We start from the raw sequence: 26,821 nt of genomic DNA on the forward strand, positions 1-26,821 counted from the left end.
CCGCCGGGGATCGACCCGAGCCCGCCGGCGGACTACGGCCGACGGACACGACCGGCGAGGCACGTCAGAAGCCGGGTGCACCACTCGCCCTTGTCCTCTGATCGAGCAATTGCGCGCGGGCTCCCCCGGTGATTCACCCATGATTTCGCGTCGCCGCAGGTCAGGGACCCTCGCAGGTACCCCGTCCACCCTCGCCCGCACCACATATCCCACCTGCGATGTGGCTCGCACATATCTGATAAAGCCTGTATTCACGCAGGTCGCAGCGCTGGACCCTGCGAGGTGTGGACACCGCGAGATGGCGCATTCTGGTGCGGCCTCCGCAGGGGCCGACGACGTGCGAGAAGGACCCCGATTCGGGCTTCGGAGACGTCCGCGGGGATCCGCCGGCAGAACAGCGGCGAGCCCCCGGCGACCATCGGTCGCCGGGGGCTCAGTCGGAGTCGCTCAGTAGTCGTAGAACCACGACGGCGGCACCGTCGCGGGGTCGACGCCGTCCCACGCGATCACGTCGTCGTCCTCGTCGCCCTCGTCGTAGTCGACCGGCCTGTCGCTCATCCACATCTCCCCTACTCGGCGCCGACGGACGCTCCGCCGACCGGTTCCAGTTCCGTCCGGCGCACCTCGTCGAAAACGCCGGCCCACTTGTCCACCGTCGACCGGCCCACGCCCGTCTCACCGGCGATCGCCCGCCGAGACATCTCCGGCTGACGATCCAGCAACCTCACCACCGCGAGCACGTCCTCGATCGGCTTGGCCGTGTTCGCCCGCGCGTGGACCCGCTCGGCGACCTCGATCAGCCGGTCGCCGGCCACCGCCGACGGGGCGGCCACCTCACCGGCGGCCACCGGATCAGCCACCGGCCGGCCACCGGCCACGTGGTCGGCCACCTCCGGATCATCGGCCACCCGAGCAGCCATCGCCGGCCGGCCAGCCGGCTGATCGGCCACCGCCGACCGGCCACCGGCCACGCGGTCGGCCACCTCACCGACCACCGGCCGGACAGCAGCCACGAGATCGGCCACGTGGTCGGCCGGTCGGCCATCGGTGGCATCCTCGGCCGCCGACGAAGCAGCCACGGTGGCCGCAGGGGTGGCCGGCGCACTGGCGGCCACCACCGGCCAGTCGGCCGACAGCGCCCTGAACTGCGGCTTTTCGATGTCGGCCATGTGGTCGGCCACCGGATCAGCCATGTGGTCGGCCACCGTCACGGCCGTGGGCTCGCCTCCGGCCACCGGCCCCTCGACCACCGGAGCAGCCACCCGGTCGGCCACCACCGGCCACGTGGTCGGCCGGCCACCGGTGGCCACATGATCGACCACGTGGTCGGCCACCGGCCGGGCACCGGCCACGTGGTCGACGCGGATCGTGTTCACCACGTCCCACAGACCGATCGTCGCAGCGATGATCGGCGCGTCGATCGCCAGCGGCGCCAGATAACCGAGCCACCCCGGGATCCCCAGGATCGTCCCGCAGACGTACACCAGACCGAGGTACGAGACCGCCAGCGTGATGAGGCCGACCAGTCCCGCCATCACGGTGATGACGGTCCGGACGCCACCGGCGTTGCGCCGGTAGGAGATCACGACCATCTCCGTCATCACCATGACCATCCCCGGGAAGACCATGATCGCCGCCGTCGGCACCCACGGCGAGGTGTCGCCGCGATCGACGCCCGCGGCGACGTCGGTGTGCCACTGCGACCAGACGTGCAGCCCGTTTCCGGCCATCGACAGCAGCAGGCAGACCCCCATCACCGCGGCGTAGAAGCCCCACCGGTGGCCCTCGCGCTTGAGCGGCACGGGATCGGCGTCACGCCGACCCCCGCTCACGACACCGCTCCCTCACCGTGGGCGCCCCGCGGGGTCGCCTCCGCGAGCCCGGCCAGGACGATCGGAGAATCGGCGGTCAGGATCAGCGGTTTGCCGTCGAGACCGACGACCGGCGTCGGATTCTGGGCCGCGCGGGCGGCGTTCTCGCGCTCCTCCTCGCGGAGCAGCTCCATGTAGGCGTTCTCGGTGGCCTCGTCGAAGGTGCCGTTCTCGAAGGGAACGGCGTACTCGTCGTAGACGTCGCCGTCGTCGGCGGGCTCGGGCTCGGCGGCGGGGATCGCGGCGGCCGAGGCCGAGGCGATGGCCTCCTCCCAGGACCGGCGGTCCTCGGTGGCCGCGGTCTCGGCGGGACTCTGAACAGGCATTTCATCGGTGTCGGCGACCTGCTGAGCGACCTCGGTCTCCGGGGTCGGAGCGACCGTTTCGGGATCGGCCGGCTCGGAGGCGATCTGCCCCACGGTCAGGTCGATCACCGGACGGACGTGACGGGCCTGGAGGGCGGCGTCGTCGGCGCCGGCCAGGATCCGCTCGTAGATCTCCTCCCCGGCGGCGTCCATCTGTGGCGCGGCGGCGAAGGCCTCGGCGATCTCGGCGCTCTCCTTGAGCGCCTCCTCCTTACGCAGCAGACCGCGGTAACTCGACTTGGTCTCGACCTGCGTGCAGCGCCGGACCCGGTCGGAGGCGTCCGGGCTGCCCCAGTGTTCGAGACAGTATTCGCGGATCAGCGGCTCGGGGATGCTCATGCGCTGACCGGGGCGGTGCTGACGCTCATGATCGTCACAGACCCACCTCGACCCGGGGTCGCCCTGGACCACGGTCACCAGCGACCGGGTGAACGCCAGCTTGCCCACCGGCTTCCCATTGGGCATGTACCTCTTCATCCAGGCGACGTAGAGGTCGTAGACGAACGGGAAGGGTGCCAGGTCCCATTTGAGCTCCGGAGAGATCTCGTCCCAGAAAGCCCGGATCGGATCGTTCGCGATCTTGTACTCGGCCAGCAGCGCCGCACACGCCCGCGGCTCGCTGAGCGTATCGAAATCCATGCGGAGCGCGCGGTAGAGCACGTATTCGAGCACCTCGCGGCGCCGCAAGTAATCATCCTTGATGTACTTGCGCTCGGCCCCGGTGAAGCACTTGACGAACGGGATCAGCAGCGACCGGCGGTAGAACGAGTCGGTCTTGTCGGAGAACGGCGGTAAGCTGTTGATGCACTGGATCATGAATCCCTGGTGCTGATGAGCGATCGGATTCCGGTACTTGCGGTTGATGGTGATGATGTCGTTGGTGACCACCGCCTTGAAGAGCGAACCATCCTTGATGAAAGCGCCCACCGCGTTCTCGTCGACGAGGATCGCCGAGGCGCGGGTCAGCGGTTCGAGCAGGAAGTCCCGGCTGAAATCCGCGAGCGGAATGTTGGCGTAATTACCCTCGCCGATGATGGTGCGCAACAAGCTGACGAGCGTGCCCTTGCCGTTGTTGCCGGACTCGGAGTACAACATGGCCGCTTTGTTCCACGACTCACCGGGGCGCAGGGCGGCCGCGACGATCTGCCAGGTCAGCGCCACCAGTTCGGTGTCGTCGTGCAGGGAGTCCATCCAGGTCTCGACGTTCCAGTGGGTGCAGCGGTGGCCGTTCTTCTCGCACTGCGCGGGATCGGTGTGTCCCTCGATGCAGCCCTCGCGATTAGCGATCGGCACGTCGAGGACGGTGGGATTCCAGGCGGTGGCGAGCTTGGAGGTGAAGACGTACCGGGGGTGGAACGGGCGGAAGCTCGGGACGCCCTCGGCGTCGCGATCGCTCAGGTCCACGATCCCGTTCGCGCAGGCGACCAGATTCGGGTCCGTGGCACGGGTGACGCGCCTGGCCCAGCGCGTGCGCAGGTGCACGAGGACCTCCGTGAACATCCGAGTGTCCATGTCCGGGCGGTACCGCGCGGCGGCCTTCCTGATCTCGTCGTCGATGGTCAGATCAGATGCCGTGGCTGCGACTGGCCCGGTCCGCGTCGTAGATGCCCAGGGCCGACTTCTCCGTGTCGACCGTCGCCGAGGTCTCCGGCTGGATGAGCACCACGTCGTGCATGGTCGCCACCAGCGCGGCGACGGCGAAGACGGGAAGCTCCTCACGCGGGGTGGCCTTGCGTCCGACGAGAGCGCTGTTGGGATCCTTGATCTCCGCGTTGCGGGTGTCCAGGGCCTCGTTGATGCGACCGAGCAGGCCGGCGGCGACCCGATCGGCGCTGAAACGGCGCAGGTAGGCGCGCTTGCTCGGGGCGCAGTAGGCGGCGACGACCTGGGAGATGACCATGCTCGGCGGCGGGGCGGCGATCTTGGTCTGCTCGCCCCTGTCGAGGTAGCTGTCGGGGGCCGCGGTCGGCCGCGTCGTCTCGGCCAGGACCGCACGGGCCTCGACGTCGGCCCGCCTGGTCTGCCGAGCGATCCGGTCCAGTCCCTCATCGTCGACGGCGGTATCGGCGTCGTAGCGGGCTTCGGTCAGCCGGGAGGCGATGATCTGCACCTCACGCCGCAGCTGATCGTTCCGAGACTCGCGGGCGATGCCGTCGGCCTCGGCCCACAGGTCGGCCAGCATCTCGACCTTGACGTCGGGGCCGACGTCGGCGCGCGTGATCCGGTTCAGGCCGTCCCGCCAGTCCTCGATCAGCGCGGCGATGCCGACCGGTGGTACCGGTGGGGGTATCACTGCTACCCTGGGATCCGGAAACGCCCATTTCCTTCGAGGCCCCGCCCTGACCGGCGGGGTTTTCGCTTGTGGTCACGATGCCGCGCCTCCCGCGATGATCAGGCGGGCGACGGCGCCGGCCTGCTCGGCCGGGATCGGCGGAGCATCCGCGAGGACCTCGTCGAGCCAGTCACGGGTCCGCGGATCGAGGGCATTGCGATCGTGCCGGCGGTGACGACGGCGGTTGTGCGGGGCGACATCGGCCTCATCGGCGGCGATGCGGCGGGAGTCGATCCACGCGGCGAAATCGCGCTCGGCGATCCGGTACTCCCGGCCCACGAAATGGGCCGCGAGCTCCCCGTTGCGGATCGCACAGATCACGGTCGACCGCGTCGGCGCTCCCGGCAGACCCAGGTAGTGGCGGATCGGATGCTCGACGGACGCGACGGCGAGCGTCGCCTGCAGGTCGGGATCGACCGCGTCGATGCGATGGGGGGACAGAGTCATCGTCTGGGGCCTCCAGAGACAGGGCGCAGACATGGCTGCGCCGGGTCCCTGACGGCCGGCCCCGTGAGGATGCAACGCGCATCCGCCGTACCTCAGTTATGTGGGTGAGCCCGCATCCACCTACCACCCGACTCTCACGGTGACTCCTGCCACCTCGGCTTCCCAGCTACCAGGACCGAATCCGGGTCCTGTCACCGCTACGGGGGAGAATCAGCCCCTTGCCATAGTCTCTTAAGCGATCTCGGGACCGCACACGTAAACCTGCTCCGGCAAGCCGGAACGAAGCCGATCTTCGATGTGGACGGACGGCTCATCCGCCGGCCACGTCGTCGATCTCGCTCGCGTGATCGTCTGATCACATCGGATTCGAACTGCCTCCATCTCAGCACAAGTGAATTTGTTTGCGCAACCCGCGGATCGACATTCACGGCAACGTCTGGATCATCCAGCGACAGACCTCATGGATCATCCAGCGATAGGCGACCCCCGAAGCCCGTCCGAGACACCTCTCACCGGGGTTGTGTAAGAAATGAGAATCCGACGAAACGCCGTTTCCACAGGTCAGAAGGGGTAAACCGGGATTGTGCAAGAAACGGGGGGTCGATTTCGGAAACTTTTCACAAAGGAACGCATTGCGGAATCGGACACATCATCGAACCGAAGGGCCGGCGACCTCCCCCATCGACCACCTCGACACCGAAGCCCGAGGAACACCGTCGCCGCGGTCGACGAAAGCCGGCACCCCGCCGACACCCGTTCGACGATCACTTCCCCACCGACGCCGAGAAGGACGCAGCGGCGCCGCCACGAGAGGGTTCACACGGGCGACCACCGGGGTTGTGTAAGAAATGAAAATCCGACGAAACGCCGTTTCCGCAGGTCAGAAGGGGTAAACCGGGATTGTGCAAGAAACGGGGGGTCGATTTCGGAAACTTTTCACAGACGGACGCAGCGGTCGTCGCCGACCTTTCGATGCCCGAGTCCGCCACGATCCTCACTGCGATGACGCTCCAATCCACCGTTTCAATACCCCGGGGGGTATATCGCTCTTCTAGGGAGGAGTGAACACCCCTCGAATCCGGTACACGAGGACGGTGTCGACACCCGACTGAGGCACCCCACGAGGTAGACGCCGACGGTAGACGCCGACGGACGGTGTCGACACCCCACGAGGTAGGCATCGACGGACGGTGTCGACGGGCCTCTGGAACATCCTTCCTGTCCCGCATCTGAGGGGTGTTTCCTCCTCCCTAGAAGAGCGATATACCCCCCAGGGTATTGAAACGATGGACGGGAGACGCGGCTGAGATCACGGCGACGACCTCTGTGTCCGTCTGTGGAAAGTTTCCGAAATCGACCCCCCGTTTCTTACACAATCCCGGTTTACCCCTTCTGAACTGCGGAAACGGCGTCTCGTCAGATTCTCATTTCTTACACAACCTCCGGGAGACCACCGTCGCAGCCCCTTTCGTGTAACCTAAGTCACCTCTCAATAGGTACCTCTATACGCATTCTGCTTTCCCGCTTCCCGTCGCGCCGATGCACAGCCCGTGCGGGCCCATCCCGCCGTGGGCGCTCTCCTTGAGATCGAGATCGACGGGGGTGCCGTCGGCGGTGTACCCGATCGGGACGCGCAGCCGGTCGACGGCCGAACGGCCGCGCCACGCCCGTCCCGGGTCGAAGGCCGACGCGTCCGGGATGCCGAGCAGCGCGGGCAGGCCCGGGTCGCTCGCCGTGTGCGACGTCTCCAGCCCGGCGAGCGGCAGACTGCCGGCCAACCGGTAGCGCGCGAGCCGCCGGGCGAAGGCTTCGGCGCAGGTGAGCGACAGTCCGTCCGGTGTCGCGAACCGTTCGACGCCCGCGGCGGTGCACGCCGCGAGCCCGCCCGGTTCCACCGCCAGCAGCAGACCGCGCCGCACCGCCAACGACTCCGGGTCCGGCGCCGCCTCGATCACCGTCAGACCTTCGCGGCCCGCTCCGATGGCGAGTTCCTCGTCGCCGGTGCGTCGGCCGCCGTCGAGCACCACCACCAGGTGCGGACGGTGGGTGACCGGTGGCGCCGACCGCGAGAAGCGTCCGCGTTCGGCGAGGTCGTCGGCGAGGTCCTCCTCCAGTCGGTCGAGGGCGTCGTAGATCATCCGCACCGCTCCGAGGCGGTCGCGCAGCACCGGGTGCGCCACGTGCGGGAGCCATTTGGCCCAGTCCCAGGCGGGGGCGACGGGATCGTCGGTCACCACCGCCACCCGCAGGTGATCGGGGCCGTGGGCGACGGTGAGCTGCACGAGCATCGCCCGGAGCAGGGACCGGGCGTCGTCGCCGGACCCCTGCAGTCCGATCGCCGGGAAGCTCCGCAGCGAGACGGCGGTCGGCAGGCCGCGGACCGCGGCGTGCGCCTGCACGAAACGACGCAGCGCCAGCGCCGAGACCGGCTCCAGGTCCTCGGCCGGGGCCACCTCGGGCGGTATCAGTTCGGTGGCCAGCGCCTGCGTGCCGACACCCACCCGGACCTGCGCGAAGTCGGCGTCGGAGGGGCGTCGTTCCCACATCCGCGCCGTGCCGATCAGGGCCGGGATCGCGCCCGGGTCCGGATGACTCCACAGGGCGCAGATGCGCTGCCGCGTCGCGGTCTGCCGCACCCGGCCGCGCGTCTGCGCGAGATAGCGCAGGTAGTCCTTGCGGTCTTCGTCGAGTTCGGCCGCCCGGGCGGGTCCGCCGCGGCCGCCGGAGAGCATGCCCACCATCGACGTCAGCATCATCAGCGGGAACATCAGGAACAGCGGATTGGCCAGCGTCCCGCGTCCTCCGGTGACGAACATGAGCGCGATCATCCCGACGACGCCGATCACCATCACCACCGGCAGCAGGCGCACCAGCATGTTCTGCGGGACCGCGCGGCCGACCTCCGGCGGCCCGGTCAGGGTCAGTTCGCCGCCGGGCGGCACCGGTGGCGCCGGACGTCCTCGGCGCACGAAGGCAACGGTCGATTCCATCGGACTCCCCCCGAAGTCGAAGTGCGGGCGAATTCCCCCGAATCGCCTCGCGGACACCGGATCTCGTGGTTGAGTCGACGTCCATCACCGCCTCACGGCGATGATGAAGGTTGTATCAAGAACCTCGGGGGAGGGTTTGCGGAATGACCGTAACGGCAGAACCGGAACCGGTTCGGATCTCGATTCTGGGCGCCTCGACGCAGGTCGACGTCGCGCTTCCGGCCAGGACGCCGATCGCCGCGCTGATCGGCGATCTGCTGGTTCTGCTGCGCGTCCCGGACCCGCCGACCGACGATCCCGACTCGATCGACCTGCTCCCGCGCTGGACGCTGGCTCGGATCGGCGCACCGCCGCTGCCGGTGGAGAGCTCGCTCGCCGAGGCCGGGGTGGTCGACGGCGAGCTCCTGGTGATCCACCGGAATCTGCCGGAGGCGCCGGGTGCCCTGGTCGACGACGTGGTCGACGGGCTCGCGCATCTCGCGGACGCCCGAGCGCCGGGATGGACCACCGATTCGGCGCGGGTGCTCGGGTACGCGGTCTGCGGCGCCGTCACCGCGCTGGCGGTGCTCGCCGGGCGGGCGGCCGCCGACGCGCCGCTGCTGATCGGGACGGTGAGCGCGGTGTGCGCGGTGATCCTGACGGCGGCGGCCGTGCTCGGCGCCCGGTTCGGTGCCGATCCGCGGGGGATCGCGACGCTGTCGTGGTGCGCGTTCCCGACCGCCGCCCTCGCCGGGTCGTTCGTGCCGCCCGCCGATGCCGCGTCGAGCACGGTGATCGCCGCGGCGTGCGGGCTGGTGTCGGTGCTCGTGGTCCATCGGGCCACCGGATGCGCGCCGCGTCTGCACGCGGCGCTCGGCACGGTCGCGGCGCTGTCGGTCGTCGGCGGCCTCGCGGCGACGGGGCTCCCGACCGGGTTCCGCGGGGCGGCCGCGGTGACCGCCGTCGTCGGCCTGTTCACCGTGGTGGTCGCCGCCCGCCTGGCGATCGCCGCGAGCCGACTCCCCCTTCCCCCGGTGCCGTCGACGCTGCCGCCCGCGCCGGAGAACACGGTCGCCGAGCACCCGATCGACGGTGTCGACGCGATGGCACCGGACCCGGTGGAGGCGGTCGCGGACCTGGCCCTGGTCGACCTGGGCGAGTTGGAACGACGCTCCGCCCTCGCCTCGGAGTACCTCACCGGGATCGTCCTCGGTGCGGTGAGCGTGACCGCCGCCGCCGTCCTGGCCGTGTCGTTCTCGTACGGCGGCACCGTCCAGGCGCTGCTGTTCTGCGCGGCGGTCGCGGCGACCCTGCTCGCCCGCGGTCGTACGCATGTCGACCGGGTGCAGAGCACCGCCCTCCTGGCAGGCGGCGCGGTCTGCGTACTCGCCGTGCCCGCGGGCACCGGGTCGGCGGTGATCCTCTGTCTCAGCGGATTCGCGCTGGCGGCGACGGCCTTCCTCATCGGGGTGACGGCCGATTCCCACAGTTTCTCGCCGCTGCAACGACGGGCGCTGGAGTTGGCCGAGTACGCGGTGATCGCCGTGATCGTCCCGCTGCTGCTGTGGCTCCTGGACGCCTACCGCGCGGTGCGGGAGCTGTGATGCGCCGTCTGCTCCGGTCGGCGCTGTGTCTGGCCTGCGCCGTCGCACTACCGGGTGCGCTGGTGCCCGGCACCGCCCTCGCGACGCGTCCGCGGGTCGCCGCGCTGGTCGAGGTCTCCGCGCAGCCGATCGGTCCCGCCGAACCGACCGAGCGGCGCACCCACTGCGCCACGCCCGCCCGCTCCACCACCGATCCGGCGACGCTCCCGGCCGGCCACCGCGCCCTGAACGTGCCGCAGGCCTGGCGGTTCAGTCGGGGCGCCGGGGTCCGGGTCGCGGTGATCGACACCGGGATCACCCCGCACGCCCGACTCCCCCGCGTGGACGACGGCGGCGACTACGTCGGTGCCGGCGACGGCCTGTCCGACTGCGATCTGCACGGCACCCTCGTGGCCGGGATCATCGCCGGCCGGCCGTCGCCCGACGACTGGTTCGCCGGTGTCGCGCCGGAGGCCGAACTGATCTCCGTCCGGCAGTCGAGCGGCGCGTACGCCTCCACCGTGCCCGAGACGCCCGTCTCGGGCCGGACCGTCCCGAAACCCACGGTCGGCGCCGGATACGGGCCGTTGAGCACCCTCTCCCGGGCGATCGTGCGGGCCGTCGACCTCGGTGCGCACGTGGTCACCGTCTCCGAGGCCGCGTGCGTTCCCGGCGATTCGGCGCTGAACGACGACGCCGTGGCCAGTGCGCTGGAGTTCGCCCGACGCCGGGATGCCGTCGTGGTCGTGGCCGCGGGGAACCTGAGCCGGTCCGGGGGCTGCCGGGATCAGAACCCGGTCGCGGCGGCGAGCCCCGCGGCGGCGTGGGCGCTCCCGAAGACGCTGGCCACCCCGGCGCGGTTCGGGCGCGAGATCCTCACCGTCGGCGCCGTCGACACCCGCACCGGCGCCCCCGCCGAGTTCAGTCTGCGCGGACCGTGGGTCACCGTCGCCGCACCGGGCACCGCGACGGTGAGCCTGGCCGGTACCGGCTCCGGCACCCGGCTGGTCGACGCGCTCGACGGCGACGACGGCCCGCGCCCGCTCACCGGGACCGGCTACGCGGCGGCGTACGTCGCCGGTGTCGTCGCACTGGTCCGGGCCCGCCATCCCCGGCTCACCGCGCAGCAGGTGCGGGACCGGATCGTCCGCACCGCGCAGGGCGGTGCCGCCTTCGACAGCGACGATCCCGATTCCGCGGTCGGCTTCGGCGTCGTCGATCCGGTGGCCGCCCTGACCGCACAGCTGCCCGAGGTCGACGACCTCCCCGATCCGCGCGCCGGTGTCGTGCTCGCCGCGCCGGTGCCCGAGGAGCCGGATCACCGCGGCGTGGTCGCCGTGGCGGCCGCGCTGGCCCTCGGCGCCGCCGTGGTGGCGGCGGTGTTCGCGCTGACGAGGAGTCGGGCGACACCGCCAATACCGTCGGACACCTGGCTACACTCGGTGCGTGAACGATCAGACGAGCGTCCTCGTCCTCGGTTCCCCGAACGACGACCGGGCACTCGCTGAGATCGGCGCCGTGCTTCACGACCGCGGCGTCACGGTTCTGCGTTCACCGGCAGACGGCCGCCCGGCAGACGACGGCTACGACGCGATCATGATCGCGGTGTCCGACCGTCTCCTCGAAGATCCCGAGATGATGGCCGCATTGTCCGCGCGGCGCACCGCGAAGCTGATCCCGATCCGCGTCGGCCCCGTCGACGACACCCGGGTTCCCGAGTTCCTCGGCGAATTGAACTGGATCCTCTGGGACACTCCGGCGACCGAGGTCGGCGCCCGGAACGCCCAGCTGATGACGGCGCTCCGCATGGATCTGAACCGCTACCGCGATGCGCAGAGCCTCCGGGCGCAGGCCGCCGCGTGGCGGGCGTCCGGCGGCGATCCGGGGTTTCTGATCAGCGACCGGGCCGCGGTCGTCCGGGCGCTCGAGCGGGCGGACCGTTCCGATGCCGCGGAGGTCGCACGACCGGAGGACGACCAGGTCCGCGCCTTCCTCGAAGCCTCCCACCGCTCGGTCCGCAAAGAGGCGAGGCGACGCTCACGACGATGGCTGTTCCGACTCGCCGTCCTCGGCGCGGTGGCCCTCATCGCGGTGACCGGGTGGAAGGCCGTCACCGAACGCCGTTCCGCCAATCTGCTGGCCGGCGGCCTGCTCTCGGTCTCCGACAACGACGAACGCGCGGATCTCCAGGCGCTCAAGACGGCCGGACTCGTCCAACAGCAGATCGAGGCGGACCGCCCCGTCCCGTCCGCCGCCTACGGCAAGCTCATCACGACGATGGCGCACCCGTGGGGCCTGGGTGTGATCGGTTTCGGCAAGGACGCCCACCTCAACGGCGCCGCGTTCACCGCGGACCCCTCCGTGCTCGTCACCGCCGACAGCATCGGGACCCTCGCCCGCTGGGATCTGCGGAACGGGGGGATGACGACCCGCAGGCAGATCGGCGGGTCACCGTTGTACGACCTCTCGGCGACTCCGGACGGCAGGACCGTCCTGACCTACGACGATCGCAAGGTGCTCCGCATCACCGATGTCGAGTCGGGCAGATCCTCCGAGACGACCCTCTCCGACTACCCCGATCACATCGCCCTCAGCGCGGACGGCACCGCTGCGGCGGCAGCCGTCGGCGAGGAGCTCTTCGCCGTCACCGCCGACTCGGCAGGCCGGTGGACGGCGAGACGCACCGGCCGGTTCGACGCGATCCACCAGCTTCGCGCCGGTCCCTCCGGGATCCTCGCCGCCGTACGAGACGGCAGACGCATCGCCGTGGTCGACGTCGCCACCGGCCGGATCCGGCAACGGTTCCCGGCGACCGCCGACCCCGACGGGCTCGATCGATCCGGGGTCTCGCCGACGGGCGAGACCGTCGTCTTCGTCGACGGTTCCGGAGCGGTCTTCGTCGGCACGGGCGGCGACCTCCGCCCGCTCGGCGTCACGACCACCCGCGGCACCGAGCGGGTCACCGTCGACGACGACGGCCTCGTCGTCTTCGCGTCGACGCATTCCGGTGCCCGGGTGCTCGACGTCGCCTCCGGCACGATCGCCCAGGTCTGCGACTCCTTCGACTCGGTCGACCGGGTCGTCGTCGACGCCCACCGCTCACGCCTGGTCTGTCGTAGTCGGGGGAATCTGATGATCGACGAGCTCACCCGTCACCTCTCCCGCGCGCAGACGCCCTCCGCGGCCGTCGGCACGTCCGGAGCATCCGCCGAGGCCTCCGGTACCCGCATCGCTCTCGACGACGATGCGCTGGTCACGATCGCCCGGAAGGGCACGACGTCCAGACTCGACTTCCGCAGGCCGGCCGCCGCGGGAGGCGCGACCGCCCGGTGGGCTCCGGGTCCGGTGTTCGGCGAGGGCACTCCCGTGGTCGCCGCGGTCACGCCGGACGGGAACACGGTCGCGGTCGGCACCGACGCCGGCGTCGTCACGGAGATCGACGTGTCCGACGACGGCGCCCTGGCCCTCGCCGGCCGGGCGGACGTGGGGCCCCGCGCGGCGACCGACCTCCGGTGGGATGTCCGGACGCACCGGATCTGGATCCGGACCGACGACGATCGCTCCTGGTCGCTCCCCTCGTGCGCCGGCTGTGGAGGCTCGCTCGAACGGCTCTTCGAGGTGATTCGCGAACGGCGCTGGTTCTGTTATCCGAACGAGACGCTGGCGGTCTTCACCGGGGCCACCCGCTCCACGTTCGCACTCACCGAGTGCCCGAAACCGAAGGCCGCCGACCGGTGAACGATCTCGTCTTCATCTCGTACAACCGCGCCGACGGCCCGGCTGCGCTCCGGCTCGCCGATCGACTCCGGGCCCGAGGCCTCCGCGTCTGGATCGATCAGCGCAGCATCCCCGTCACCGTGCCCTGGATGAAGGAGATCGAAGCCGGGATCCGGGGCGCCGCGCTCGTCGTCGTGATCGACACTCCGCGCTGGCGGCAGTCGGAGAACTGTCAGGCCGAGGTCCGTGCCGCCCAGTTCTGGCAGGTTCCGCAGTTGATGGTGTGGCCGGATTCGGCGCGCACCGTCGACGACGTCCTGCATCGGATGGGGCAGCTGCAGGGGGACGACGACCGGCTGCGTGCCGAACTGTATTCCCGTGCGGGGCAGTGGGACGACACCGGCCGACCGGCCCGGTCCCTCGTCACCGGCGCCGCGCTCATCCGCTATACGCAGTTCCTGCGGTCTCGGCCCGCCGGTGCGGAACCGCCGCCGGTGGTGCGGGCGTTCGTGCGCGCCGCGGCGACCCGGCAGAGCCGGCGGAAGTCGTGGCGTCGAGCCGGGATCGTGCTCACGCTGGTCCTCCTCATGCTCGGCGTCCAGGTCTACAACGGTTTCGACAGGTCCGCGAAACAGATCGACGAGGCGATCGAGTCGTTCGACCGGGCGAACCGCTACGAGGACGCCTACCACGTCGGTCCCTACCGGCACCTGGAGCTGCTGTCGCACACGGAGTCCGACGGCGAGGTCGCCCGGTGGGAGTTCGCCCGGGCGTTCTCGGTCCCGCTCCCGGACGCCGTCGTGCCCGTCGGCCGGTCCCCGCTCGGTTCGGTGCTCCGCGCACGGACCGCGGAGACGACGGCGCGAAGCGGCGACCGGCGCTTCCGCGCTCGACTCACCGACGGAGGACGCCGGATCGCGGTCACCGGCCGAGACGGCAGGCTCTACCGCTCCGTTCCCCTGTCCGGACGCGGCGTCGCCCTCGCCTGGACACCCGACGACGCCTGGTTGGGAGTCGCCGTCGGCGCGGAGATCCTCCTGGTCGACGTGCACTACCGCAACCGGCCCCTGACCCTGCGCGGGGCGGGTTCTCCGCTCCGCGCGATCCGGGCCGCCGATACCGGGATCGACGCTCTCACCGATGCCGGCGACGTCGTGCACTGGCCCACACCGGTCGGAGCGGTCACCGCGTCGGGCGACGGGCGCTGGACCGCCGGAGCCCAGATCCCGGACTCCGACGGCATGCTGCTCCTGACCGCGGACGGACGCCTCTTCACCGCGGAGGTGAAGACCGGGGCGCTGACCCGACGCGTCGACCTGGACCTGCCCGAGACGGGGCACACCGGCGTGCTCGCTCTCTCGCCCGACGGGCAGACCGCCCTGATCGCCGCCGTCGACACCGCCTCCTCGGAGAGCGTGGTTCACGTCGTGACGACGTCGGACTGGTCCGTCCGGCGGATTCCCGTCTCCTGCGCCCCGTCTGATCTGTATCTCCCCGGCCCGGGATCCGTCGCCTACGTCGCGTGCTCGTCACGCGGAGTCGGGCGCCTGAACCTGCGTTCGGGCGACCTCGACGTCGTCGAGACCGACCAGTTCGCGACGAGTGTCGGCGGCGGCGACGGCCGGCTCTACATCGGCACCAACTTCGGATTCGTGTTCGAGCTCGATCCGGAGACCCTGCGCGACCGCGATCGGGTCGGCACCGGGTGCATGCAGGACGCCGATCCGCTCGTGGTGACCGCAGGCACCGGTCACGTCTTCACCGGCGGGCACTCGACCGCCAACTTCGGTTGCGCCGCGCGCATCCGCTTCGACGCCGAGAAACAACTGGACCGACTGGCCTTCCTGCTGCAGCCCGTCCACCGGTCCGCGGCCGTCACGCTCAGTCCCCGGGACCGGTACATCGCCTTCGGGTTCGACGACGGCGCGGTCCACGTCTTCAACACCGCCGACTTCACCGTGGTCGCCGTCCGCCGGCCGAGCCCCCAGCCGGTCCGCGCACTCGGTTTCACCCGGGACGGCAAGACGCTGTTGTCCGTGGGACGCGACGGGCACCTGCGCCGGGTCGAGCTGACCCACGACGACGGCGACAACTCGAACCAACGACGACGAGCCGCGCACGCCGTCGAGAAGGCCCGCGGCCTGGGCCTGTACCGGTAGCCGGGTGGCGTGCCGGCCGGGTGTGTTCGGTCGGGTGTGTTCAGTCGGGCAGGGTCGATCCGCACCCGGGCGTCATGCCCCCGGTGCTGTCCACGACCCCGGCGACGTCCTCCGCCGCCAGCGGCCGCCCAGCCAGCGAGCAGGCGAGTTCGACCCACCGATCGGGATTCGCGGTGCTCTGGATGAACTTCTTCTCCGACTCGCTCGCCACGACGACGGTGCCGTCGGCGGCGATTCCCACCGGGTTGGCCTGCGCCGGAGCGGAGACGATCGAGAGGACCGTCGACCGCGACCCGTCGGTCATCGAGTATCGGAGGATCTCCCCGCGCCCTTCGACGTACAGGTACCCGTCCCGCTCGACGTAGGCCGTCGAATGGCTGCCGGTCCGCCCGATCACTCGTGAGGCCTTCCCCGGGTCCAGTCGGACGATGTCGAAACCCGCTCTCGCCTCCCTCGTGGGCGACGCGGCGAGCACGACCGCGGAGTCGCCGATCCGGCCGACCACCGGCAGGACCTTCTCGGCCCCCTGGTAGACGATCTGACCCGATCGCGCGTCGTAGATCTCGTAGCCCGTGCTCTCCGCGTTCCCCTGCTTGGACAGGACGAATCGACCGTCGGCCGACGAGGCGACGGCGTTCGGGATGTCGCCGGTCTCGCCTTCGCCGGTCGCGGGGTCGATCACGAGGTACTGCTTGTCGAGGACGACGGCGACCCTGCCGTCGTCGGTGAGCACTCCCGGAGCGGCCGCGGTCTGCGACATCCGCGGTGCGGACATCGTCTCCTCCACCCGGTCGAGTCCCGCACCGCCGAGGATCCAGGCCCGTCCTTCCTCCGGGGAGTACGCGAAGAGCCGCTCGTCGTCGAGCCATACGACGACGGAGGACTCCGTCAACGCCTCCGCCGCGGCGTCGTCGTCCTCGTCCTCGTCCTCGTCCTCGTCGAGCCAGGATCGGACCTTCCCCGTCCGGAAGTCGACGGTGTCGAACCCGCTCGTCGGGACGAGCACCGCCTTGTCGCCGTCGGGTGAGACGGCGACGGGCGGTGCGGCGCAGGCGTTGCAGTCTCCGGTCAGCGTCGCCGCCACCGACGTCCGCAGCCGTCCCTCCTGGTTGAGATCCCACAGCGCGACGGCGCTGCCCGCCGCACTGACCAGCCGGGACGACGAGGCGAACCGGATGCGTGAGGTCTCCGGTCCCGCGCCGGCGAGCAGCGTCGTCTTGGACGCCTTGCCGGCGGGGACCACGGTACCGACGTAGATCCGGCCGTCGGCGATCGTCGCCAGACGAGAACCGTCGTCGCTGAGTTCGACCTGGCTGGTCAGCGGGGAACCGGTCGCGGCCTTCGCATCGGCTTCCGCGCCGACCCCGCCGTCCAGGCTCCAGACCTCCACTTCGGGGGCGCCTCGGATGAACGTGAAACGGTCAGCGTTCGCCGAGATCGCTCCGCCGAACATGTGCAGCCCCATGTCGATCCGCCCGGCGATCTGGAATCTTCCCGACGCGATGTCGGTTCTGCCCACCCGTCCGTAACCGTCGACGCCGACGACGCTCTCCCCGTCGGTCGCCACGAACGAGGTGAACGCCCGGATCGTCTTGAGCTTCTCGCCCTGCTTCCAGAATGCTCACCTCCTCCTTCTTCGAGCCGACCTCGCGGACGACGACCTCGTTCCCCGAACGCGTCATCGCGACGGCCGTCCGGGGGATGTCGACGACCTTCCCCCGCTTCCACATCTTCGTCGTCTGGTCGGAGTAGTCGATCGAGTTCGTGGTCTTGTAGCCGGAGGCGACGACGACCTCGCCGTCGTCGCTGGAGTCCAGGTATCGGAGGGGGACCCGAAGGTCGAACAGGGTCTTCCGCTCGCCGGACTTCCGGTCGAGCGTCATCACCTCACCGGTCGGGGTCCCGGCGATCAGCATCCGGCCGTCCGCCGTCGCATCCACGAGTTCGACCGGTTTACCGAAGTCGTGGAACCCGACCAGATGCGGTGACGATTCGACGACCCGCTGCAACGCCGACCTCGTCTGCGTCCCCGGTTTCGAGCGGTACCCGGTCGCGGCGAGGAGCGCCGCCGACTGCATGTCGGTGTCGGCGCGGTCGATCGCGGTCGACGAGAGCAGCTGGGAACGGGCGTTGAGCGATTCTCGTTCGGCTGCATTCCGCTGGACGAACGCCACGATGCCCGCGGTCACCGCGACGAGGAGGAGCAGCGTCAGCGTGATGATCCCGTTGCGGGCGAGACGGCGGACGCGGCGGTGCTGGCGGACGTCCTCGCCGATCAGTTCGGCCTTCTCCATCCCGCGGACGGGTGCGGCCAGGTCGGCGATCCGATCGAGGAAACGCGGATCCTCCGGACCGAGGGATCCCGGTTCCATGAACCAGCCCATCTCGACCCACCGGGGCTCCACCGGGAAGGCCGTCATGAGCACCCGCGGTATCGCCGTGCTGGCCGGATCGAACGCCCCGTGACCGGCGCGACCCGACACCCGGTGGTTCCATTCGACGGTGCCCGCGCCGCGGACGATCAGGATCGTCGACGGATCGTTGTACCGAAGCCATTCGGCGAGTTCCTGGTTCACGTAGTTCGAGCGGGCGGCTTCGGGGGTGGCGATGTAGACGAGCCACGACACCTGCCGCATCGCCGCCTGGATCGTCGGCCACAGTCCCGCGTTCGCCGCCATCGCCGAGTCGTCGCGGAACACCCGGACGGCCCGCTTCCGATACCAGGGCTTCGCCAGCTGCTGGAGTCGACGTTCGATCTCGATCGCCAGCGGAGCCGACGCGGATCGCGAATACGAGATGAAGACGTCGAATCCGTCCGCCACCGCAACCCCTCTGCTCCGTCGATACCTGCCGAATCCATTCATTCCTGCACACGACGACGACCCGGTCAACGCCGGGCGCAGGATTCATCCGATCGACCGACGGCGACTCCAGAACCGCTGTGCCCCACCGAATGCCGACCGCCGTCGGCCCCCGGATCCCGACGGCGGGTTCGTCGCCTCGTCCACCGAACGCTCGACCGGCCGGATGCGTTCGGCCGAGCTCCGCGGCGAGGGTTCGGGATCGGCCACGACCCCCGGGATGCGGGTGTGGCACAGTGAAGGCATGAGACGTCCTCCGTATCCGGCTCGTGTGGCCGCGGGTGTCCTGGTCACCGCCCTCGATGAGACCAAACGGCTGCCGACTCGAATCCTCACCTTCCCGATGACCGCGGTGAGCCGCGGACTGCAGGCCGGCATGCGTCTGCAGCAGAACATCGCCGAGATGGCCATCAAGGGCGACGAGTTCTTCGCCCCGTGGTGCGAGAGGGCCGAAGAGCAGCCCGAGTGGGCCAGGTTCGACGACGACGAGCCCACCGTGCCGATCCCGGCCGCGTTCTCCACCCGGGCCGCGACCGCCGGGCCTCCGGCGCCCGAGGCCTCGGCCGCCGGAGCCTCACCGAACACCGGAGCCGCACCGAACACCCCCGTCGCGACGGCGCCGACCTCGCCCGCCGCGGCCGCCGAGAAGGCCCCGGCCCGCAAGCCCGCCGCCAAGAAGTCCGCCCGCAAGCCGGCCGAGAAGCCCGCTCCGGCTCCCCCCGCGGAGGCCGCGCTGGAGGTCGAGCCGCCGAACGCGCACTCGGGGCGCTTCGCGCTGTACAGCTCGCCGCCGGCCGGGTTGTCGGGAGAGACTCCGGCCGCGCCCGCCGCACCGAAGCCCGCGGCGGCTCCCGGAGAGGGGCCCGCCGTCGTCGAACGGCTCGAATACGACTCGCTCACCCTGGCCCAGCTGCGCGCGAAACTGCGGGGGCTGAGCACCGAGGACCTGACCGAGCTCGCCGCCTACGAACGCGCGCACAAGAACCGCACGCCGTTCGTCACCATGATCGACAACCGGATCGCCAGCCACCAGAAGAAGTCGGGCGTCTGACCCTCGTGACCACACCGAATACGGCGGAGACCCCGTGGCCGGTGCGGACGCTGAGCCACAAGCTCTCCGAGTGGATCCACCGGCTGGGGCACGTCTGGGTGGAGGGCCAGCTGACCCAGATCAGCGCCCGTCCGGGCATGCGCACCGCGTTCCTGACGCTGCGCGACCCGGCCGCCGAGATGTCGCTGTCACTGACCTGCAGCCCGGATCTGCTCCGCCGCAGCCCCGTCCCGCTCACCGAGGGCGCCCGCGTCGTCGTCTACGGCCGACCCGACTTCTATGCCGGTCGCGGCACGCTCTCGCTGAAGATCACCGACATCCGCCCGGTGGGGATCGGCGAACTGCTGGCCCGAATCGAACGGATCAAGGCGCTGTTGGCCGCCGAGGGACTGTTCGACGCCCGTCGCAAACGGCCGATCCCCTTCCTCCCGCGCACCGTCGGCCTGATCAGCGGCCGCGGCAGCGCCGCCCAGCGCGACGTGATCGCGGTGGCCTCCGCACGCTGGAACGACGTCCGCTTCCGGCACTGCGAGGTCCCCGTGCAGGGGCCGAACGCGGTGCCCGCGATCATCGAGCATCTGGACCTGCTCGACCGGGATCCCGACGTCGAGGTGATCGTGATCGCCCGCGGCGGCGGCAGCGTCGAAGACCTGCTCCCCTTCTCCGACGAGACGCTGCTGCGCGCGGTCTCCGACTGCCGCACCCCGGTGGTCAGCGCGATCGGCCACGAACCGGACAGTCCGCTGCTCGACCTTGTCGCCGATCTGCGCGCGGCGACCCCCACCGATGCCGCCAAGCGAGTGGTCCCCGACGTGGCCGTCGAACGGGAGACCCTCGCCGGGCTGCGCGCCCGCAGCGCCCACGCGCTCCGCAACTGGGTCGACCGCGAGCACCGTGTGATCGACGGACTCCGGGCCCGCCCCGTCCTGGCCCGACCGCATCTGCTGATCGACGAGCGGCACGCCGTCCTCGACCGGCTGCGGAACGATCTTCGGCGCGGCGTCACCCACGGCGTCGACACCCGGCGGCTCGACGTCGACCAGCTCGCGGCCCGCCTGGCCACCCTCGGCCCGGCGCAGACGCTGGCGCGCGGGTACGCCGTCGTGCAGCGTTTCGCCGACGACGACCACTCCCCGCACGCGGTGAGCAGCGTCGAACAGCTCCCACCGGGTGCGCGGGTGCGCATCCGGGTGGCCGACGGCGCCAGACTCGCCGTCGTCGACGACGACGAAGGACAGATCAGTGAGTGATTCCCGCGACGACGTCGAGGTCGCCGAACTCGACTACGAAGCCGCCCGCGACGAACTCGCCCGGGTGGTGGCCGACCTGGAGCGCGGCGGTCTCGGGCTCGACGAGTCGCTGGCCCTCTGGGAGCGCGGCGAAGCCCTGGCCGCGCACTGCGAGGCGCAGCTCCGCGGCGCCGCCGAACGGATCGAGAAGGCGCTCGAGAAGTCCGACGATCCCGCCGACTGAGCGCCCTGCCTCGGCTTATTCGGCGGTCACTTCTTCGGCAGCGGCTGCGCGCTCAGCGTCGCCTTCGCCAGCGTCTCCATGGTCTCGTCCGAGCCGCGGCTGAGGACCCCGATCCGGACGTCGCCGAGGTCGGTGAGCCAGAGCTTCCGCTTGGTGTCGGCGTTGCGGTAGGTGACCCACGTCTGGCCGCCGACCTCGCGCGTGCCGGCGCCGACCGCCTGATCGCCGCCGAGGCCGCGGACCAGCGACTCCTCCGGCGCCCCCGACTGGCTGAGCTGCACGTAGGCGCCGCCGGCCGTGATCCAGCCGACGTTGCTGGTCAGCGATCCGCCGACGGTCGAGGTGGATCCGGAGTTGCTCCGCCAGTCCTTCGGCACGGCAGGTTCCCGGATCGGGAACGACATCAACCGGGCATCGGCCCGGAAGGCGGCGGCGCTGTTGAACTCCGGGATCTTCTGCTCGGACGCCTCGTCGCCGAAGCTCCAGTGGCAGCTGCCCGCGACACCGGCGATGACCACGCAGATCACCAGCAACGGGATCAGCGACCACACCATGTCCCGGCTGTCCTGCAGAATCCGCGGTTTCTTCTCGGCCATGACCACCAGTATGCAGTCGGCCCGGGGCCTGGCCGAATCGCCGGCCATGACAGAATCGGGGCAACCCCTGAGCACCGACGCAAGAGGAGCCGACCACATGTCGAAGCAAGCCCCGGACCGCAATCTCGCCATGGAACTGGTCCGTGTGACCGAGGCCGCCGCCCTCGCGGCCGGCCGCTGGGTCGGTCGCGGTGACAAGAACAGCGGCGACGGCGCGGCCGTGGACGCCATGCGCGAACTCCTCTCGACCGTCTCGATGCGCGGCGTCGTCGTCATCGGCGAGGGCGAGAAGGACGAGGCCCCGATGCTCTACAACGGCGAGGAGGTCGGCAACGGCGAGGGCCCCGAGGTGGACGTCGCCGTCGACCCGATCGACGGCACCACCCTGATGGCCGAGGGCCGCCCGAACTCGATCGCCGTGATCGCGGTGTCCGAGCGCGGCACCATGTACGACCCGTCGGCCGTGTTCTACATGAACAAGATCGCCGTGGGCCCGGAGGCCAAGGGTGCCATCGACATCGAGAAGCCGGTCGCCTGGAACATCAACTCGGTGGCCGCCGCCAAGGGCATCGACGTCGCGGACCTGACCGTCGTGGTGCTCGACCGCCCCCGCCACTCCGACCTGATCCGCGAGATCCGCGAGGCCGGCGCCAAGATCCGACTGATCTCCGACGGCGACGTCGCCGGTTCGATCGCCGCCGCGGGCGACTACAGCACCGTCGACATGCTGATGGGCATCGGCGGCACCCCCGAGGGCATCATCTCGGCCGTCGCGATGAAGTGCATGGGCGGCGAGATCCAGGGCAAGCTCTGGCCCACCAACGACGAGGAGCGCCGGAAGGCCGCCGACGCCGGTCTGGACCTGGATCAGGTCCTCACCAACGACGTCCTGGTCCGCGGCGACAACTCGTTCTTCTGCGCCACCGGCGTGACCAACGGCGACATGCTGCGCGGCGTCACCTACCGTCCGAACGGCGCCACCACCCGTTCGCTGGTGATGCGCTCCAAGTCGGGCACCGTCCGCACCGTCGAGGCGCGTCACCAGACCGCGAAGCTGCGCGAGTTCGCCCGCATCGACCTCTGAGACGCCGCTCCGGACATGGAGTGGGACCGGTCCGGGCGCTACGCCACGGATCCCGACCTGATCGACGCCGCTCCCGGCACCTTCGCGTGGGTGCCGGTGGGCGGCGTCGACGGCATCTCGGAGACCGCACTGGAGAACCTTCCCCCTCCGCTGCAGGGCACGTGGGGCGGGAAGCCCCCGGCGCGACGTGTCGTGCGGTTGTTCCCCGACTACATGCGCGACTATCCGCTGTGGGAGAGCAGCACGTCGACGTGGAACGTCGGCTACACCACCGGACCCGAGCTGTACGGACTGTCGGAGGAGCTGAGCGGTCGACTCGCCGCCTGGCAGCATGAGTGGGAGACGTCGATCTGCGGGCTGGACCGCGAACCCTCTCCCGAAGCCGTCGCTCGCTGGCGTGCCGAGGGCGCGGAACTGGCCCGGCTGCTCGGTGAGGCCGTCGCCGACTACGCCGACGTCGAGTACCTCGACTGATCGGCGGACGGACCGGAGTCCGTTTCACAGAGAGTTCACAGCGACAACCATGGATCAGGGCAGCCTCAGCCACCATGATGGAATCCGACAACTCTCCCAGGTTGTCCGACTCCGAGGAAGGCTTCTCTCCCCCATGACCCTGCATCTCCGTAAGACCTTCGCGATCGTCGCGGCCGCCGCCGGCCTGTTCCTGCTCAGCGGCTGCTCCGACGACTCCGCCACCACGACCGGCGCCTCGACCACCATCGAATCCGGAGCCGCCGAATCCGCCTCGGGCGAGTACAAGGCCGGGGAGTACACCTCCAAGGGCGACTACACCACCCCGGGCGGCCCCGCCGAGGTCACGGTGTCGCTCACTCTCGACGGTGCGGGCACCGTCTCGGCGGTCACCGTGACGCCCGAGGCCAAGGGCGGCAACTCGCTGCAGTTCCAGACCCAGTTCGCCGGCGGGATCTCCGACGAGGTGGTCGGCAAGTCCATCGACGACCTCGACGTGAGCAAGGTGTCCGGATCGTCGCTGACCAGCGGCGGTTTCAATCAGGCCGTCGAGAAGATCCGCGCCGAGGCCTCGGCGTGACCCCGTCGGCCGGTGCCGCCTCGTCGGACTCCCCGGCAGCGGACGCCCGAACCTGCGAGTGGGCGTTCGACGGCATCGGCACCGGCTGGCAGATCGACACTCCGCGCCCGCTCACCGAGCCCGAACGCGGCGCGGTGCTCGCGCTGGTCGAGCGGTTCGACCGGGACTGGTCGCGGTTCCGTCCCGACTCCGTCGTCGAGACCCTCCGCACCGCCGCGGGCCGCCACCGTCTCCCCGACGACGCCGACCCGCTCATCACGCTGTACCGCACCCTGTACGCGCTGACCGACGGCGCGATGAGCCCCGCGGTCGGCGGCGGACTCGAGGCGCTCGGATACGACGCGCGGTATTCGCTGCGGGCCGGCGACCCGGTCCCGGCGCCGTCGTTCGACGACGTCGACTGGTCGCCGCCGTACCTGACCACTCCGGCGCCCTTCGTGCTCGACGTCGGTGCGGCGGGCAAAGGCTATCTGGCCGACCAGGTCGCCGCGCTGGTGGCCGGACTGCTCACCGACGGCGCCGCCGCCGGGAGGAGCCCGGCGTTCACCGTGGATGCGAGCGGCGACCTGGTCCGACGGGGCCCCGCCCTCCGCGTCGCGCTGGAGCATCCCCTGAACCCCCGCGCCGCGGTCGGCGTCGCCGCCCTCGCCGACCGTGCGCTGTGCGGTTCGGCGGTGAACCGCCGCGCCTGGGGCGACGGCCTGCACCACGTGCTCGACGCGCGCACCGGGGTGCCGGTGCCGGGACCGCTCGCGACCTGGGTCGTCGCCGACGACGCCCGCACCGCGGACGCGCTGGCGACGGCGCTGTTCTTCACCGCTCCCGAACGGCTCGCCGAGGCGTTCTCGTTCGAGTACGTGATCATGCCGTCGCCGACCGAGCTGCGCCGCTCCGCCGGTTTCCCCGGCGAGATCTTCTCCTGACGACGCGAAGGACCCGACCCCGATGACCGTGCTCACTCCGCTGACGAGGCTCGACGACGCCCTCGGACGCGTCACCATGTACCGGCTGGTCACCGTCGTGCTCGCGGTGCTGGCGGCGATCGCGTTCGGCTACAGCGCCACCGGGGTGCTCGACGCGGCGATCTTCCCGCTCGGGCGGATGGCCCTGGCTCTCGGGGTCCTCCTGACGGCGTCGGTCGCGGCGAGTCGGCTGTTCGGGCTGCTGTTCCGGGTACGACCGCACACCGAGTCGGCGGTGATCACCGCGCTGCTGATGTGGTTCCTGTACTGGCCGCCGGGCACGGCGTCGTCGTATCTGTGGCTGGCCGGGGCCGCGGTGCTGGCCAACGCGTCGAAGTATCTGCTCGCGGTCCGCGGACGGCACCTGTTCAATCCGGCGGCGGTCGGGCCGCTGCTGACGGTGGTGATCCAGCAGCTGCTCGGGCTGGATGCGGCCGACCGCCTGTTCACCACCTGGTGGGTCGCCGCCGAGGCGCTGCTGCCGTTCGTCCTGGTCGGGGCGCTGCTGGTGCTGCGGCGGACGCATCGGGTCGCGCTCGGCGCGGTCTTCGTCGCGGTCGGCGGCGCACTGATCTTCACGAGCCTGACGGTGCTGGGGACCGAGCCGCTCGCCGCCGCCGAGCAGACCTTCTCCTCCTATCCGCTGGTGTTCCTCGCCGGGTTCATGCTGTCCGAACCGCTCACTCTCCCGCCCCGGCACCGGCAGCAGCTCGCCGCGGCGGCGCTGGCCGGCGTCGTCGTGTCGCTGCCGGTGCTGTGGCCCGCGCTCACCGATCAGCCGTTCACGCTGTGGGTGTTCACCTCCACCACCGAACTGTCCCTGATCGCGGCCAACCTGGTCGGCTTCGCGTGCGGTCAGCGGCGCGGGATCACGCTGAAGTCGACGGGCAGTCGGAAGATCGCCGAGGAGATCTGGGAGTTCCGATTCACCCCCGCGCACCCGCTGCGGTTCGTCCCGGGCCAGTATCTGGAACTGCACCTGCCCCATCCGGGGGCGGACCGTCGCGGCACCCGGCGGATCTTCAGCATCTCCTCCCCTCCGGAGTCCGCCGAGGTGACGATCGCGCTGCGGGTGCCGCCCGAGCCGTCGTCGTTCAAACGGGCGCTGACGGCGTGCGAACCCGGCACGGAGATCCGGGCGACGGGCGTCTCGGGCGACTTCGTCCTGCCGCGGTCGGGGCGGGTGCTGCTGGTCGCCGGCGGGATCGGGATCACCCCGTTCGTCAGCCAGGTCGGCACCCGGCACGACGACGTGGACCTCGTCCTGGTCTACGGCGTCCCCGACGCCTCGGACGTGGCCTACCGGGACGAACTGGTCGCGGCACGGATCCCGGTGGTGCTGGTGGCCCCGGAACCTCCGGAGGACCTGCCGCCGCACTGGACGCACGTGGCGGGGACGCGGATCCGGGCCGAGGACCTCGCCGACGTGATCGGCGACCTGGCCGAACGTCGCGCCCACCTCTCCGGACCGCCCGCGATGGTCCACGCCGTGCGGGCCTCGCTGCACGGCCACGTGGCGGGCACGCGCAGCGACTACTTCAGCGGCTACTGATCCACCGGTTCGGCCGTCGTGCGACTCCGATACCAGGGTTCGGGTCCGTGCCAGCCGAACCGGAGCGAGGCCAGCCGGATCACGGTCGCGATGGCGGCGCAGGCCAGCCCCATCCACGGCTGGTAGTCGACGTAGCGGACCAGCATCGTCGCCACGATCGCGCACAGCAGCGCGGGGATCGCGTAGAGGTATTCGCCGGGCCGGAGGACGCTGGGCACCTGCCGGGTGAGAACGTCGCGGATCACCCCGCCGCCGATCGCCGTCGTCATGCCCAGCAGCGCCGAACCCGGCGCGTTCAGTCCGGACTGGTGCGCGACGAGGGTCCCGGTCACCGCGAACAGTCCCAGGCCGACCGCGTCGGTGATGTCCAGCGGCCACCGAGACAGTCGTGCGGGCATCTGCCAGACGCTGACCAGCACGCCGGCGGCGACCGCGGTGCCCAGGTACTCCATGTGGATGAACGCCGCAGGCGGAGTGTTGCCGATGATCAGGTCACGGATCACGCCGCCGCCGAGCGCAGTGGCCACCGCCAGCAACAGGATGCCGGTGATGTCGAGGTTCCGGCGGACCGCCGCGAGAGCCCCGGACGCCGCGAAGGCGAACACCCCCGCCAGTTCGCCGACGTACTGGACCGCCCCGGCCGCATCGTTGATTCCACTCACGGAAGGTCACAGTAGCGGCCCCGCGCCCCCGCTCGGAGAGCCGGCCCGAAAACGACTTAGGATGCACTGACCTGCAGGTCAGAGCG

General features: G+C 70.7%; 20 protein-coding genes. 12 read left to right on the forward strand and 8 right to left on the reverse strand.

What is annotated here, in order from left to right:
• Nucleotides 1-569 precede the first annotated feature (569 nt).
• The 5 genes from QM809_RS18490 to eccCa form a co-directional block, all read right to left on the reverse strand.
• Nucleotides 570-1,832 carry a hypothetical protein gene (locus QM809_RS18490; protein ID WP_415047315.1) on the reverse strand — a complete coding sequence of 421 codons (1,263 nt, stop codon included), beginning with the start codon at nucleotides 1,830-1,832 and terminating at the stop codon, nucleotides 570-572.
• Nucleotides 1,829-3,799 (reverse strand): DNA primase family protein, encoded by a 1,971-nt coding sequence (locus tag QM809_RS18495; RefSeq protein ID WP_415047455.1) that lies wholly within the window; start codon nucleotides 3,797-3,799, stop codon nucleotides 1,829-1,831. The genes QM809_RS18490 and QM809_RS18495 overlap by 4 nt, the downstream gene beginning before the upstream one ends.
• 1 nt (nucleotide 3,800) lies before the next feature.
• Nucleotides 3,801-4,529, reverse strand: a complete 729-nt coding sequence (locus tag QM809_RS18500) for a hypothetical protein (RefSeq protein ID WP_415047316.1) — start codon at nucleotides 4,527-4,529, stop codon at nucleotides 3,801-3,803.
• A gap of 72 nt (nucleotides 4,530-4,601) precedes the next feature.
• Nucleotides 4,602-5,015 carry a helix-turn-helix domain-containing protein gene (locus QM809_RS18505; RefSeq protein ID WP_415047317.1) on the reverse strand — a complete coding sequence of 138 codons (414 nt, stop codon included), beginning with the start codon at nucleotides 5,013-5,015 and terminating at the stop codon, nucleotides 4,602-4,604.
• Nucleotides 5,016-6,517: 1,502 nt separating this feature from the next.
• Nucleotides 6,518-8,005: a type VII secretion protein EccCa gene (gene eccCa, locus QM809_RS18510; protein ID WP_415047318.1), complete on the reverse strand. Its 1,488-nt coding sequence runs from the start codon at nucleotides 8,003-8,005 to the stop codon at nucleotides 6,518-6,520.
• A 143-nt stretch (nucleotides 8,006-8,148) separates the two neighbouring features.
• On the opposite strand from eccCa, the gene eccD reads away from it, so the two are divergent.
• From eccD to QM809_RS18530, 4 genes are read left to right on the forward strand one after another with little or no spacing between them, the layout of a single operon-like run.
• Nucleotides 8,149-9,588 (forward strand): type VII secretion integral membrane protein EccD, encoded by a 1,440-nt coding sequence (gene eccD / locus QM809_RS18515; protein ID WP_415047319.1) that lies wholly within the window; start codon nucleotides 8,149-8,151, stop codon nucleotides 9,586-9,588.
• On the forward strand, nucleotides 9,588-11,075 hold the full coding sequence (mycP, locus tag QM809_RS18520; protein ID WP_415047320.1) for a type VII secretion-associated serine protease mycosin: 1,488 nt from the start codon (nucleotides 9,588-9,590) through the stop codon (nucleotides 11,073-11,075). The genes eccD and mycP overlap by 1 nt, the downstream gene beginning before the upstream one ends.
• On the forward strand, nucleotides 11,014-13,305 hold the full coding sequence (locus QM809_RS18525) for a WD40 repeat domain-containing protein (protein WP_415047321.1): 2,292 nt from the start codon (nucleotides 11,014-11,016) through the stop codon (nucleotides 13,303-13,305). The genes mycP and QM809_RS18525 overlap by 62 nt, the downstream gene beginning before the upstream one ends.
• Nucleotides 13,302-15,443: a toll/interleukin-1 receptor domain-containing protein gene (locus tag QM809_RS18530; RefSeq protein WP_415047322.1), complete on the forward strand. Its 2,142-nt coding sequence runs from the start codon at nucleotides 13,302-13,304 to the stop codon at nucleotides 15,441-15,443. Before QM809_RS18525 ends, QM809_RS18530 begins: the two co-directional genes overlap by 4 nt.
• A gap of 40 nt (nucleotides 15,444-15,483) precedes the next feature.
• Here QM809_RS18530 and QM809_RS18535 read toward each other — a convergent pair whose 3' ends face one another.
• Complete coding sequence (locus QM809_RS18535) at nucleotides 15,484-17,010, reverse strand: hypothetical protein (protein WP_415047323.1); 1,527 nt, start codon at nucleotides 17,008-17,010, stop codon at nucleotides 15,484-15,486.
• Nucleotides 17,011-18,548: 1,538 nt separating this feature from the next.
• Here QM809_RS18535 and QM809_RS18540 point away from each other — a divergent pair.
• From QM809_RS18540 to QM809_RS18550, 3 genes are read left to right on the forward strand one after another with little or no spacing between them, the layout of a single operon-like run.
• Entirely contained in the window at nucleotides 18,549-19,355 is an 807-nt protein-coding gene (locus tag QM809_RS18540; protein ID WP_415047324.1) for a lipid droplet-associated protein, read from the forward strand.
• The gene (gene xseA, locus QM809_RS18545) at nucleotides 19,352-20,605 is read left to right on the forward strand and encodes an exodeoxyribonuclease VII large subunit (protein ID WP_415047456.1); all 1,254 of its coding nucleotides are present in this window, start codon (nucleotides 19,352-19,354) and stop codon (nucleotides 20,603-20,605) included. Before QM809_RS18540 ends, xseA begins: the two co-directional genes overlap by 4 nt.
• Entirely contained in the window at nucleotides 20,598-20,828 is a 231-nt protein-coding gene (locus QM809_RS18550; RefSeq protein ID WP_415047325.1) for an exodeoxyribonuclease VII small subunit, read from the forward strand. Before xseA ends, QM809_RS18550 begins: the two co-directional genes overlap by 8 nt.
• A gap of 26 nt (nucleotides 20,829-20,854) precedes the next feature.
• On the opposite strand, the gene QM809_RS18555 is transcribed toward QM809_RS18550, so the two are convergent.
• Entirely contained in the window at nucleotides 20,855-21,424 is a 570-nt protein-coding gene (locus QM809_RS18555; protein ID WP_415047326.1) for a DUF4245 domain-containing protein, read from the reverse strand.
• Between the two features lie 97 nt (nucleotides 21,425-21,521).
• Here QM809_RS18555 and glpX point away from each other — a divergent pair, with 97 nt between their 5' ends.
• The 5 genes from glpX to QM809_RS18580 all read left to right on the forward strand — a co-directional run bounded on the left by glpX (nucleotide 21,522) and on the right by QM809_RS18580 (nucleotide 26,073).
• Nucleotides 21,522-22,508: a class II fructose-bisphosphatase gene (gene glpX / locus QM809_RS18560; RefSeq protein WP_415047327.1), complete on the forward strand. Its 987-nt coding sequence runs from the start codon at nucleotides 21,522-21,524 to the stop codon at nucleotides 22,506-22,508.
• A gap of 15 nt (nucleotides 22,509-22,523) precedes the next feature.
• The gene (locus QM809_RS18565) at nucleotides 22,524-22,982 is read left to right on the forward strand and encodes a hypothetical protein (RefSeq protein WP_415047328.1); all 459 of its coding nucleotides are present in this window, start codon (nucleotides 22,524-22,526) and stop codon (nucleotides 22,980-22,982) included.
• Nucleotides 22,983-23,115: 133 nt separating this feature from the next.
• Nucleotides 23,116-23,559 carry an FMN-binding protein gene (locus QM809_RS18570; protein ID WP_415047329.1) on the forward strand — a complete coding sequence of 148 codons (444 nt, stop codon included), beginning with the start codon at nucleotides 23,116-23,118 and terminating at the stop codon, nucleotides 23,557-23,559.
• Nucleotides 23,556-24,482 carry an FAD:protein FMN transferase gene (locus QM809_RS18575; RefSeq protein ID WP_415047330.1) on the forward strand — a complete coding sequence of 309 codons (927 nt, stop codon included), beginning with the start codon at nucleotides 23,556-23,558 and terminating at the stop codon, nucleotides 24,480-24,482. Before QM809_RS18570 ends, QM809_RS18575 begins: the two co-directional genes overlap by 4 nt.
• A 22-nt stretch (nucleotides 24,483-24,504) precedes the next feature.
• Nucleotides 24,505-26,073: an FAD-dependent oxidoreductase gene (locus QM809_RS18580; protein WP_415047331.1), complete on the forward strand. Its 1,569-nt coding sequence runs from the start codon at nucleotides 24,505-24,507 to the stop codon at nucleotides 26,071-26,073.
• Here the strand turns inward: QM809_RS18580 and QM809_RS18585 are convergent.
• Nucleotides 26,067-26,735: a trimeric intracellular cation channel family protein gene (locus QM809_RS18585; protein WP_415047332.1), complete on the reverse strand. Its 669-nt coding sequence runs from the start codon at nucleotides 26,733-26,735 to the stop codon at nucleotides 26,067-26,069. The two genes, QM809_RS18580 and QM809_RS18585, sit on opposite strands and share 7 nt — an antisense overlap.
• Between the last annotated feature and the right edge of the window lie 86 nt (nucleotides 26,736-26,821).

Source organism: Gordonia sp. (in: high G+C Gram-positive bacteria), from assembly GCF_047600385.1.
Taxonomy (GTDB): domain Bacteria; phylum Actinomycetota; class Actinomycetes; order Mycobacteriales; family Mycobacteriaceae; genus Gordonia.